The sequence below is a fragment of the Oscillospiraceae bacterium genome (genome assembly GCA_035353335.1).
In the GTDB taxonomy this organism is placed as follows: domain Bacteria; phylum Bacillota; class Clostridia; order Oscillospirales; family JAKOTC01; genus DAOPZJ01.
Map to the genome: position 1 here is coordinate 1 of DAOPZJ010000060.1, position 10,802 is coordinate 10,802.

Sequence of the window (10,802 nt, forward strand, 5' to 3'; positions counted from 1 at the left end):
GGAGCAGACGCCGTCGCTTGTGTGAAATCAACCTGTTACAACTTGTGCAAAGCGAATTACGGCGTTACTGTCCTGTCGGATTGCATTACCAGTTATGATAAACGGAAAATTGATGAAATGCTGCGTTATTATGAAAGCCAGGGCAGTAAAATTATTTGTTTGAATGACCTTTTAGTTTAAGTCCTTTCCATATGAACCGCATTGCGCGGCGGGCGAAAAACGCCCGCCGCTTTGCCGTTTATCGATCAATGTTGTGCGTCCTGCATGGTTACTGGTCGCCTTGTTCCCGTCATGTGATTTTTTGTTTTGTGAGAACATATTGAAACAAACCTTAACCCTTGTAGCAGAGCGATTTAGATGTCGGCGGTTCGCGAGTGTATAAAAAAGATGTTTTAGCTTTTTGGGGCTTGGCGAGAGTACAAGTTCATGTATTTTTTTGGCGGCGCTCCATATCGCTCTCGGAATTTGACGATGAAATAGGCAGGCGTGTTAAAGCCACACTCGAACGCAATTTCATTGACTGACAGGGAGGAACTCATGAGAAGCTGAACGGATAGAATCAAGCGCAGCTCGAGAATATACTCCGAAATGCTTCGTCCGGCTTCACGAATAAACAGACTGCCCATGTAATGCGGGTTGAGATGAAAAATCCCAGCCAGCTCGCTTACACTGAGTTTCTTACGATAATTGCTGTTTATATAATTTATTATGCTTTGCACATGGCGGCTGTAGCTTGAATTTCTGTTGGCGGTTAAATGATATTTGCGGATAAAAGCGACTAATATTTCACAGAAAACAGCGGAAAGAACGGAGGGAGAATAGAAATCCGAGTTTTTGATTTCGGAGGCGAGACACTTGATTTTTTCAATCAGCGCGTCAAGCTCATTTTCATCGAATTTTACGTAGAGAGCGTTGTCTTCCGTCATGAGGTTCGCTGCCAACTCCTTTGGTATAAAATCCACCGAGAAGCGTATATTGTACGATTTCAACTTGTTGTTTTCGTCCTGATGCGTGGTGTGGAGGTTGTTCGGCGTTCTGAGGTACGCGCAGCCGCGAGACATACTGAATGATGATTTCTTCAGAATTTGCACACCCATTCCTCCGTACACAAGCTCAAATTCGTAGTAGCTGTGCGCGTGAAGGGAGTTCTGCAGATGCTTCTCGCTTATTCCGTCGTACCTGTGCGTGACGGTAAGCATGGAATCCGCGTTTTTATATTCCGCATAATCGAATTTATCGGTTATATCGTCAAATTCTATAGAATTGATGTAAATGACATTTTTGATATTACTCTCCATTACATCTCAGTCTCCCGATTTTCAGTATTATTGCGGTAAAATTCTTGATTGCCGCAATAATATTAAACTATTTTATTGTCATAGTGTCAACCGCATCAATCGTGCAAATGTGCAATTTATTATATTATTACTGCCGATTATTAATTATTATCAGGCGATTGTGATGCTATAATAAAATCACGCAGACCGGTTCTGCGAAAGAAGCGGCAAAATATGAAAGGGATATAATTTATGTTAAGTATTGATTATAAGGATTACGTAATCAGACTCTCCGATCCGGAAGTTTATGTGGATAACTTGGCCCGTCGGAGAAGCGGACACATGACGCACGCGATGACCGAATTTGCTGAGGGAAAATTCATCGATTTCAACTCGAGCTGCTCCGCAGTACGCGCAGCCGGACACTCGGCCTACGGATTTGTCGAATACCGCATAACGGAAGACTGCGGCAAAACCTATTCCGAGCCCCGCGTGCTTCCGTTTTCACGTGAGGCGTTCCTTGACGGTGTTTTCACCGTTTCGGTCGAGAAAGCGGTAACCTGCGGGGACGGCAGTATTTTGGCTTTTTGTCTGCGAAACACGATGCTTGAACCGGTCTGCTGCGAGCCGTGGCTAACACCGATGGCGGTTTGCAGCCGCGACGGCGGTGAAACCTGGGGAAAGCCGTTTGAGGTATCGCCTTATCCCGGCAGAATTTATGACGTTCTGACTGTCCGAGACAAGGTTATTTTTCTTGAATTCAAGAATGAGCATTTCATCGGAAGCGGACCAAAGCACAAGTATTCCGTATTTATCAGCGAAAACAACGGCGCGGATTTCTGCGAAACCGAACTTCCCATCGACGGAATCGGCAGGGGTTATGGTTCGATTCTGTGCGACGGCAACGGTATTCTTCACGCTTATGCCTACAATGTGAACGACGAACGGCATATGGACCACGCTATAAGTTCCGACCTCGGAAAAACATGGCAAAATGTCGAGCCATGCTATCTGAACCGTGGAATCCGCAATCCTCAGACCGCACTGATTGATGGGGTTTATGTTCTGCACGGACGCGGAGAGAATGCAAACGGTTTTGTTTTCTATTTTTCAACTGACGGCTGCACCTGGAGCGAAGCTTCGTTCGCAGGTGATAAGAGCGGAGGCTGCTACTATTCAAACAATCTGCTGCTAAATGATGCCGGAAGAAATTTTCTGCTGATACAGTATTCCGAGATGTGTACAAACGCGGACTCTAAGCCGGGGGAAAATTCTCAGGTGGACGTGATGCACAGAACGCTTGAGATTATTAGAAGATAATGAAAATGGACAGACTTTTTCGGATAAATGAAAAGTTGGCAAACGGGGAAATCCTTTACGGAACACACGTATTCTGCGGCGCTCCGCCGCTCACTGAATGTCTCGCGCAGATCGGATTCGATTTGCTTTGGATTGATATGGAGCATACCGCAATCGGAATCGAGAGCCTGCAAAACAATCTGATTGCAGCCCGCGCGGGCGGAACGCCTGCGATAGTCAGGATACCGTGGAACGAAAAGGTATTGGCAAAGCCTGTGCTTGATATGGGGCCGGACGGAATTATATTCCCGGATATCAGAACCGCCGATGAAGCTCGCGCCGCCGTTTCCGCCTGCGAATATCCGCCGAATGGAGAACGCGGCTACGGCCCGCTGCGCGCACTCAACTACGGCGGCATTGACAAGACCGATTATGTTGATCGTTTATACCGCAGGACACAGCGTTTTTTGCAGATCGAACATATCGATGCGGTTAATAATCTCGAGGAAATAACCGCGGTTGAAGGGGTCGACGGATACATTGTCGGACCGAACGATCTCTCCGGCTCCGCCGGGCACATCGGACGATACGATCACCCGGATATGACGCAGATTTACGACCGCATCGGAGAAGTTATGCGCAGGCACGGCAAATTATTTGGCGTATCTCTCGGCTACGACCCGGATATTATGTCCGAATGGCTTGAGCGCGGCGCAAAAATGATTTTTTCGGGCAATGATGTCGGTTATGTTTTTGACGGCGCGTCGAATCTGCTTCGCGATCTTAAACGGTTAAGCAAATAATTTTTTATTTGAGAAGATACGACCTTATTACCGGAGACCGCGGAGAAATAGAAGCCGCAACAGAAACGATTTAAAAAGCGGGATGCGAAGAGAAGAAATTACCGGAAAGTATGGTAATAATAAAAAAAATATTATATAATCAACGCATGATAGTTCTTATTGTTTTTGAATTAAAATATGTGGGTTTCCGCAGCGCATAGCCTTTTGGGATGTGAGGGCAAGGTGAATTTGATGAAAACCGCACCATTCAAAGAAAAATACGGGCCGTACGCGTTGGTCGCGGCCGGCTCCGACGGATTGGGCTTTGCGTATGCCGAGGCGATTGCAAAGCGGGGATTGAACTTGGTTTTAATTGCCCGTCAGCAAGAGCGGCTCAAAGCTGCGGCGGCCCGGCTGAGAGATACATATAACATCGATGTGATTGCCGTTGCGGCGGATATGGCGGATTTTGAAAATGTGAAACAACAGATCGTCGCTTTGAATGTTTCGATTGGGTTGTTAATTTACAATGCCGCATACGCTCCGATCGGCCTGTTCGAAAACACCGGCGAAGATCGTTTGGCGCTTGCCGCAGCCGTGAACGTGAAAGCGCCGCTGCTGCTGACAAAACTCTTATCCGAGCCGATGATTCAACAAAAACGAGGTGGCATTGTGCTGATGTCGTCGCTCGCCGGAGGGCAGGGCAGCCCGAACCTCGCGACTTATGCGGCGACAAAATCATTTAACGCCATATTGGCCGAAGGCCTTTGGAAAGAGCTGAAACCGCACGGTGTTGATGTGATTGCCTGCTGTGCCGGCGCGATCCTGACGCCCGGTTATCAACAGGCCGAAAAGGCCAAACCGGCGCCGGGTACGATGGAAGCAAGCGAAGCCGCCGAGCAGACGCTGAACGCGTTGGGCAGAGGGCCTATCATCATTCCCGGCGTCACGAACAAAATCGGCCGTTTTGTGCTCTCCAGAATTTTGAGCCGAAAAGCCGCCATCAATCTCATGTCGAAGAATACGGGAGGATTGTCATGAAGATATTTTTAGGGTTGGTGACTCCGCTGATCGTTTACGCGGGCATCACGCTGCTGCACGTTATCATCCCGTCTAAAAAGGTCAGGGGATATGTCAAAAACGAAACGACGGGCGAGGTCTTGACTTATCGGATCAACGGAAAATTCGTGCTTTGGACAAGCATCCTAATTTGGTTTCTGCTTGGGTATACTAACTTTGTCCCTTACACGTGGCTGTATGACAACCGTTGGCTGTGTCTGATCGGCGGGGTCATCATCGGGCTTACTTACTCTTTTTACATGGTTTTAAAACATCCGTCCACGGGCAAATCGTTCTTAGCGGACCTTTGATTTGGCAGGGTCAAAAACCCGCAATTAAAAGGCGGCTTTGTCGATGCAAAGCTGTGGCTGTATCTGATCGGCGCGGTGATGCTCCAGCTGAACGTGCTTTCGTTTGCGGCGTATCACGTATTGAACGTGCAAAATATCAACTACGGGTTCCTGCTCGGCTGCGCGATGCTGACCTGGTTTTGCTTTGAGTATCTCATCTTTGAAAAAGTGCATCTGTGGACATACGATTTTATCGCCGAGCGGGTCGGGTTCAAATTGGGATTCGGCTGTTTGGCGTTTTACCCCTATTTTTATGCGGTTGCGCTTTGGTTTACTGCAAACCTCCCCGATCCCGGTCATCCCGTGTGGCTGACCGCGCTCTTCGGCGTACTCTTCCTCTTTGGGTGGGTGTTCACACGCGGCGCGAATATGCAAAAGTATTACTTTAAAACGCAGCCCGACAAAAAATTTCTTTGGATGACCCCCGAGGTGCTCAGTAACGGCAGCAAGACCCTGCTTGCGAGCGGTTTTTGGGGCGCAAGCCGCCACATCAATTATTTTGGGGAGATCATTCAGGCGCTTGCGATCGCCCTTGCCGCCGGTTACATCGGGGTTTGGCCGGTATGGCTGTATCCGGCGTATTACATCGGGTTGATGTTTTCTCGCCAAGTCGACGACGACAAGATTTGCAAAGAAAAATACGGAGACCTTTGGGATCAATACACCCAAAAGGTGAAATACAAGATCATTCCGTTTATTTATTGAGTACGGATTAGCAAGGTGTGGAAGAAAACCGAAGGGTGTTTGGAAGATAGGAAAGCAATATGAAAAAGTCGAATTCAAATTTGATCATCGTTATCATTCTGGTACTGCTTTCAGTGCTTGTATATGCCGTTCAAATGATAATTTTTGATTCTCCCCGCGACACAGGATTCTACCTGTTTCAAGATCTCGCCTTCCTTCCGCTTCAGATCGCGATTGTTACGATCGTACTCGGCAAATACCTGAAAAGCCGTGAAAAAGCCGAGAGATTGAAAAAAATCAGCGTGGTGATTAACGCGTTTTTCAGTGAAGCAGGTACAGAAATCCTGATGAATCTGGCCGTCTTCAGCAAGAACTGTGACGAGATCAGGTCAAAGCTGGATGTACAGACAGATTGGTCTGACAGTGTTTTTTCAAAGACCGTAAAATACCTGCTGAATGCAGATATACAAATTGATTGCAGCGCAAAGCAACTGGGGACTTTGAAAGAGCTGATGAAAAACAAGAGAGACTTTTTGATGAAAATCATTGAAAACCCGAATCTTTTGGAGCACGATACTTTTACGGATATGCTCCTTTCGGTTTTTCATGTGATGGAAGAATTAACGGCAAGAAGTGAATTCGAAGAGGGGTGCAGCGCCGATATGGCGCACATTTCAAATGATCTGAAAAGAGCATATAAAGCCCTACTCATACAATGGGTTGAATACATGAGGCATCTGCACACGGAATACCCATATCTCTATTCTCTTGAGATTCGAAAAAATCCGTTCTTTAAAGACAGAAGTGTTGTGATCAGGTAATTGAGTTTCTATACCGGCGACTTCCATCCGATTGCCGTCCTACTGACACTAATTACGTAATAAAACGGAGGTTCGTATGAATATACAGATTTTCGGGATCTCAAAATGTTTTGATACCAAGAAAGCGCAGCGGTATTTCAGCGAGCGCAAAATCAAGGTGCAATTCATTGACCTGAAGGAAAAGCCCATGAGCCGCGGTGAGTTTAACAGTGTGAAAGCTGCCGTCGGCGGTTATGAAAAGCTGGTTGACGAGAACTGCAAGGATCAGGATTTATTGGCACTTTATAAGTACCTGACCAAGGAGGCAAAGGAAGAAAAAATCCTTGAAAATCAAGTACTCCTGAAAACCCCAATCGTCCGCAACGGCAAGCAAGCGACTGTCGGCTACGCGCCGGAGGTTTGGAAAACATGGGCGTGAGGGTATGTCTTCGAGTCACCTTGTTTACAAACTGATCCAGAAAAACGGGGTATACCCCGAAATGGTTCAGGCGCAGGCGCAGTGGTATCGGTGATAAACACGCGAGATGGGGAGAAAAAAGGAGCGTTTTCACCGTATATTGACATTTTACTCCAAACATTTATAATGGAGTTGTTAGGATTTGGGAACTAAATCTATTAATCGAACGGAGATATGAAAACACATATGCTTAAATTATTTAAAAGGTCCTATGCGTTATATTGGGTATTGACAATGCTCGGTATTATTCCGATTGCCGCTTTAATTTGGAATAATTATCCCATTGGGTTGCTCTATATTATAGCAATTCCCGTTTGGATGATTATTGCGGGTATGATCGCCAATATATATGGAGTAAAATTAACCCAAAATATGAACGCAACGCTGAACGATGAATGCAATACCAAAGATTTCATTGCATTTTATGAAAAGGCATTAGAAAAAGAAAATATCAATTACTTAAGAAGTTATATTTTATTAAATTTGAGCGCAGGCTATTTGTCAAGCGGAGATTTCGCGGCTGGCAAACAGATTTTGGATATGGTGAGCAGAATTCCGGACACAAAAGACGGGGCTTCGCATACTGTATGCTTCTTTAATAACCTTGCGGTATATTACATAAGAACAAATGAATTGGATTACGCAGAAAATACGTTGAAAAATTTGAATGAGGCATTAAAAAATCCCAAGCTGGATACAAAATATTATGTACGGTACGAACGATTGTACAGCTTCGGAAATGTCGTAATCAATGTGGCAAGAGGAAATTATAACGGCGCAGAAGATTATTTAAATATGCTCTTTGACAAAGACAAAACGCTGCTTATGAAAGTTTCAGCAAAGTATTACTTGGGCGATTTATACGTCCGTTTGGGCGATCCCGAAAAAGCGGCGTCGGCTTTTGAATACGTTCTGCAAAACGGCAATGACACCTATTACGCTCAAAGAGCCAGCGAATATCTCGGCAAACCTCTCATAACCGCATTACCGCCAGTTAAGCCGTAGGATGGATTTGAAACCTATATATATGACCGAGTAAAATTTGTTACAGAAAGGAAAGCAAAATGGACGACTGGAGGAATGGGCGTAACTGCTGTTATACTTATTTTAAGATTACCGGTGATTTCGATCCCGATGTTGTCACCGGAATTATAGGATTAGTCCCTTTGGAATTTTGGCGTAGCGGTGATTTACGTAAAAATGGAACTGTTTATAATTTTTCTTTGTGGGAATACGGAAGATGTGATGAATATGATGTTTACGTTGAAAATCAAATGATGAAAACGATACAAGACTTAATACCGAAAACAGATATTCTCTGCAAAATCAAAAAACAATACGATGTTAATTTTACTCTTGAGATAGTCCCTTCCATATATGTGAACGACATCAATCCATGTTTAGCCCCCAATAGAGAGGTAATAAAGTTTTGTTATGAAACAGAGACAGATTTAGACATTGACCTGTATGTTTTTAATTCTTCCGAAGACTAATCGACGAGATTTTAAATGATTATTTGAAAACTGTTTATGAGGTAAAATGATGGATTTGCCTATCAAAGCATTTTGTCTGAACGGAAATAACGGAAAAATCGAATTAATCATTACCGAAGTGTTGGGATATCCCGATAATACATCAATCGAAGGCGGATATGATGTTAAAGGAATTCTCAATATAAATATTGGGTGTTACTTTGTTCGATATGATAATTTTTATTTTGCCACGGGAGTGCTTTATAGATTCCTTGAGGGTTTGGAGGCATGTTATCAAAATTTGAAAGGCAAAGCGGAATACAAGCATTTGTATGAACGTGACTTAGAATTCACTTTAGAGATGAAGAGTTTAGGTCATGCAATGATAAGCGGAACATTTCGAGAGGATCCGGCCGTAAGCACTGCGTTGAACTTTGAAATGTCAACGGATCAGACATTTATGAAATCAGCTATCAGCGATATAAAAAATGTGATGAAACTCTTTGGTGGATATACAGGGTTAAAAGATCAATAAGCAAAATACATGCAAGAAAGCGTTTGGCCTTGTTTTAAACCATTGTTTAAAGGAGAATCCTATGCCGAGAAAATTGTTTTACCAACTGACCGCAAAGGTCGTGAGCGGGGCGGTGCTGCTCTCGTTTTGGCAGTCGACGCCGGTCTACCACGACAAATCCATGCCGGCGGACACGGTTTTTACAATCTACCGCAAACCGGAGCCGGAGTTTGCCTTCGGTCAGGATTATGAGGAATACTTTGACTCCACGCAAATCGAGCAGGCCGAGGTTCTCTATCGGGGCACGCTGGAGCTCTTTTATAAAAGGCGGTATTTCTACACGGACGAACCCGTTCAGATCGGCATGACTTACTGTTATTGGGTCGGTGTATTTGGGGACGCCCATCCGCCGTTCGGCCCCTGTTTTGTCAAAGTGCGGGATGAGGCGGTCTGGTGGCCTTATGAGAAAATCAACAACACGATGAATCAGCTGTCGGCGGAGTTTCAAGGGCTTGTCACGGTCAAAGAGTACGGGTTCACCACGATGAAAAAGTCGCTCAAAGGCCTGATTGCGGGGAACAGCAATCATCCGATCGCTTTGATCGGAACCATACATGCCGGGGAATCCGGGCCGGAACTCATATTACCCGCGCTCCGAAAATTGCTTGAAAATGACTCAGAGTTACTGCGTAAAGTCGGTATTGCGGCGCTGCCTACGGTCAACGCCGACAGCAGAGAGCGCTTGGTTCTGGGCGAACCCCAGTATATCCGCACCAACCCCTGCGGCGTGGACATCAACCGCAACTTTGACGCGGACTGGAACACGGTGGACTACACCTACGGCTACGATACCTCGCAATACGGCGGGCAGACCTATCGGGGGCCGTTTCCGAATTCCGAAGAGGAGACCAAAGCGGTCATTCGCTTTATCGAGGAGGTAAAACCCCGCGCCGTTCTTTCGTTTCATTGCCTTGCGAGCATCTGTGACGATTCTTTTTATACCGCTTCTTGTGCAAAAGAAGATGACGCTTATCGGCAGTCCTGCCGAAAGGTAGTAGATTTATTTAAAACAGGGTTTCGCAATAAGCCCTGCGGCGCCGATCCGGGGTATATCTGCAACGACGGCAGTTTGCCGGCCTATGTCTACCGCAAATACGGCATCCCCTGCTTTGATCTGGAGTTTTCGGGGGATGAGGAGGGTAAGTGCTGTCTGACCGATCACACCACCAAAGAGGTCATCGAACTCTATCAGCAGCGTCACTATCAAGGTTTGTGGAATTTGATCAAAGGGCTGACGGAATGATATTTCTATCAAAGTTCTGCAACCAATTTAAAGCAAACGATTGGAGATAAACATTTTGAACAAAGAACTGTTAACAATTAAAACTGAGAATATTTCCATGATTGGCGGCACACAATTTTGGTTTGAAAAAAAGTGGCAGCGTATGTCCGGCTGCGGAGCAACAGTTGCGTCAAACATGATGTGGTACATTCAAAAATCGAGATTTAACGGCATCTGCGATGAGGGAAAGTCCGAAAAAGCTGATTTTTTTGCGCTGATGACCGAGATGTTTTGCTTTATAACCCCCGGATTCGGCGGCGTTAATAAATCTGGCATATTTACAAAAGGCGCACTGGAATATGCAGCAAAGCATGGTGTAAAACTGGAATCGCATGTATTGGAAATACACAAACAAAAACCCCTCAGACCGACACACGAGAGCATCAGTGAGTTCTTTTTCTCGGCAAATGCCGCTGACTGCCCGATTGCTTTTTTAAATCTCAGCAATGGCGCAGTGAAAAATCTTGACTCGTGGCACTGGGTCACTATAACTGACACTTCGCACTACAGCCCAATTATTGAAATAGCGGATCAAGGGGAAATTTTAAAAATTGACTTTGACATTTGGGTTGAAACAAGCAAGCGCGGCGGCGCATTGGTTTGGTTCAGCATAAAAGCATAGCGTATCTTATGGTGTCCAATATCCGCGAGATCAATGACAGATTCGGGAGCAAAAAGAACGGGTATTTGTTTTAGAAAAACTTTTTGGCATACTTAACGGCAAAAAACTAAAAACGGGAGAACG

Annotated in this window: 13 protein-coding genes and 1 pseudogene; 13 read left to right on the forward strand and 1 reads right to left on the reverse strand. The window is 45.3% G+C overall.

Annotated features, from left to right (window positions below):
* On the forward strand, positions 1–180 hold a 180-nt coding region (locus PKH29_10850; GenBank protein ID HNX15334.1), incomplete at its 5' end, for an isochorismatase family protein.
* Between the two features lie 212 nt (positions 181–392).
* Here the strand turns inward: PKH29_10850 and PKH29_10855 are convergent.
* Positions 393–1,199 carry an AraC family transcriptional regulator gene (locus tag PKH29_10855; GenBank protein HNX15335.1) on the reverse strand — a complete coding sequence of 269 codons (807 nt, stop codon included), beginning with the start codon at positions 1,197–1,199 and terminating at the stop codon, positions 393–395.
* Positions 1,200–1,529: 330 nt separating this feature from the next.
* Here PKH29_10855 and PKH29_10860 point away from each other — a divergent pair, with 330 nt between their 5' ends.
* From PKH29_10860 to PKH29_10915, 12 genes and pseudogenes are all read left to right on the forward strand, one after another.
* Complete coding sequence (locus tag PKH29_10860; GenBank protein HNX15336.1) at positions 1,530–2,597, forward strand: sialidase family protein; 1,068 nt, start codon at positions 1,530–1,532, stop codon at positions 2,595–2,597.
* A 5-nt stretch (positions 2,598–2,602) separates the two neighbouring features.
* Positions 2,603–3,379, forward strand: a complete 777-nt coding sequence (locus PKH29_10865; GenBank protein HNX15337.1) for an aldolase/citrate lyase family protein — start codon at positions 2,603–2,605, stop codon at positions 3,377–3,379.
* 231 nt (positions 3,380–3,610) lie between these two features.
* Positions 3,611–4,399 (forward strand): SDR family NAD(P)-dependent oxidoreductase, encoded by a 789-nt coding sequence (locus tag PKH29_10870; GenBank protein HNX15338.1) that lies wholly within the window; start codon positions 3,611–3,613, stop codon positions 4,397–4,399.
* Entirely contained in the window at positions 4,396–4,728 is a 333-nt protein-coding gene (locus PKH29_10875) for a hypothetical protein (protein ID HNX15339.1), read from the forward strand. The genes PKH29_10870 and PKH29_10875 overlap by 4 nt, the downstream gene beginning before the upstream one ends.
* Before the next feature lie 15 nt (positions 4,729–4,743).
* Positions 4,744–5,472 (forward strand): annotated as a pseudogene (locus tag PKH29_10880) (DUF1295 domain-containing protein).
* Positions 5,473–5,531: 59 nt separating this feature from the next.
* On the forward strand, positions 5,532–6,272 hold the full coding sequence (locus PKH29_10885) for a hypothetical protein (GenBank protein HNX15340.1): 741 nt from the start codon (positions 5,532–5,534) through the stop codon (positions 6,270–6,272).
* A gap of 76 nt (positions 6,273–6,348) precedes the next feature.
* On the forward strand, positions 6,349–6,690 hold the full coding sequence (locus PKH29_10890) for an arsenate reductase family protein (protein ID HNX15341.1): 342 nt from the start codon (positions 6,349–6,351) through the stop codon (positions 6,688–6,690).
* A 213-nt stretch (positions 6,691–6,903) separates the two neighbouring features.
* Entirely contained in the window at positions 6,904–7,734 is an 831-nt protein-coding gene (locus tag PKH29_10895) for a tetratricopeptide repeat protein (GenBank protein ID HNX15342.1), read from the forward strand.
* 59 nt (positions 7,735–7,793) lie between these two features.
* Complete coding sequence (locus tag PKH29_10900; protein HNX15343.1) at positions 7,794–8,222, forward strand: DUF4279 domain-containing protein; 429 nt, start codon at positions 7,794–7,796, stop codon at positions 8,220–8,222.
* Between the two features lie 49 nt (positions 8,223–8,271).
* Positions 8,272–8,736 (forward strand): hypothetical protein, encoded by a 465-nt coding sequence (locus PKH29_10905; GenBank protein HNX15344.1) that lies wholly within the window; start codon positions 8,272–8,274, stop codon positions 8,734–8,736.
* 61 nt (positions 8,737–8,797) lie between these two features.
* Positions 8,798–10,018: a M14 family metallopeptidase gene (locus tag PKH29_10910; protein ID HNX15345.1), complete on the forward strand. Its 1,221-nt coding sequence runs from the start codon at positions 8,798–8,800 to the stop codon at positions 10,016–10,018.
* Positions 10,019–10,073: 55 nt separating this feature from the next.
* Positions 10,074–10,679 carry a hypothetical protein gene (locus PKH29_10915; GenBank protein ID HNX15346.1) on the forward strand — a complete coding sequence of 202 codons (606 nt, stop codon included), beginning with the start codon at positions 10,074–10,076 and terminating at the stop codon, positions 10,677–10,679.
* Positions 10,680–10,802 lie beyond the last annotated feature (123 nt).

Coding starts and splice junctions, on each gene's coding strand:
- PKH29_10895 (HNX15342.1), top strand. CDS start 6,904: ATGAAAACACATATGCTTAAATTATTTAAAAGGTCCTATGCGTTATAT.
- PKH29_10855 (HNX15335.1), bottom strand. CDS start 1,199: ATGCTTACCGTCACGCACAGGTACGACGGAATAAGCGAGAAGCATCTG.
- PKH29_10885 (HNX15340.1), top strand. CDS start 5,532: ATGAAAAAGTCGAATTCAAATTTGATCATCGTTATCATTCTGGTACTG.
- PKH29_10870 (HNX15338.1), top strand. CDS start 3,611: ATGAAAACCGCACCATTCAAAGAAAAATACGGGCCGTACGCGTTGGTC.
- PKH29_10875 (HNX15339.1), top strand. CDS start 4,396: ATGAAGATATTTTTAGGGTTGGTGACTCCGCTGATCGTTTACGCGGGC.
- PKH29_10905 (HNX15344.1), top strand. CDS start 8,272: ATGGATTTGCCTATCAAAGCATTTTGTCTGAACGGAAATAACGGAAAA.
- PKH29_10865 (HNX15337.1), top strand. CDS start 2,603: ATGGACAGACTTTTTCGGATAAATGAAAAGTTGGCAAACGGGGAAATC.
- PKH29_10900 (HNX15343.1), top strand. CDS start 7,794: ATGGACGACTGGAGGAATGGGCGTAACTGCTGTTATACTTATTTTAAG.
- PKH29_10860 (HNX15336.1), top strand. CDS start 1,530: ATGTTAAGTATTGATTATAAGGATTACGTAATCAGACTCTCCGATCCG.
- PKH29_10910 (HNX15345.1), top strand. CDS start 8,798: ATGCCGAGAAAATTGTTTTACCAACTGACCGCAAAGGTCGTGAGCGGG.
- PKH29_10890 (HNX15341.1), top strand. CDS start 6,349: ATGAATATACAGATTTTCGGGATCTCAAAATGTTTTGATACCAAGAAA.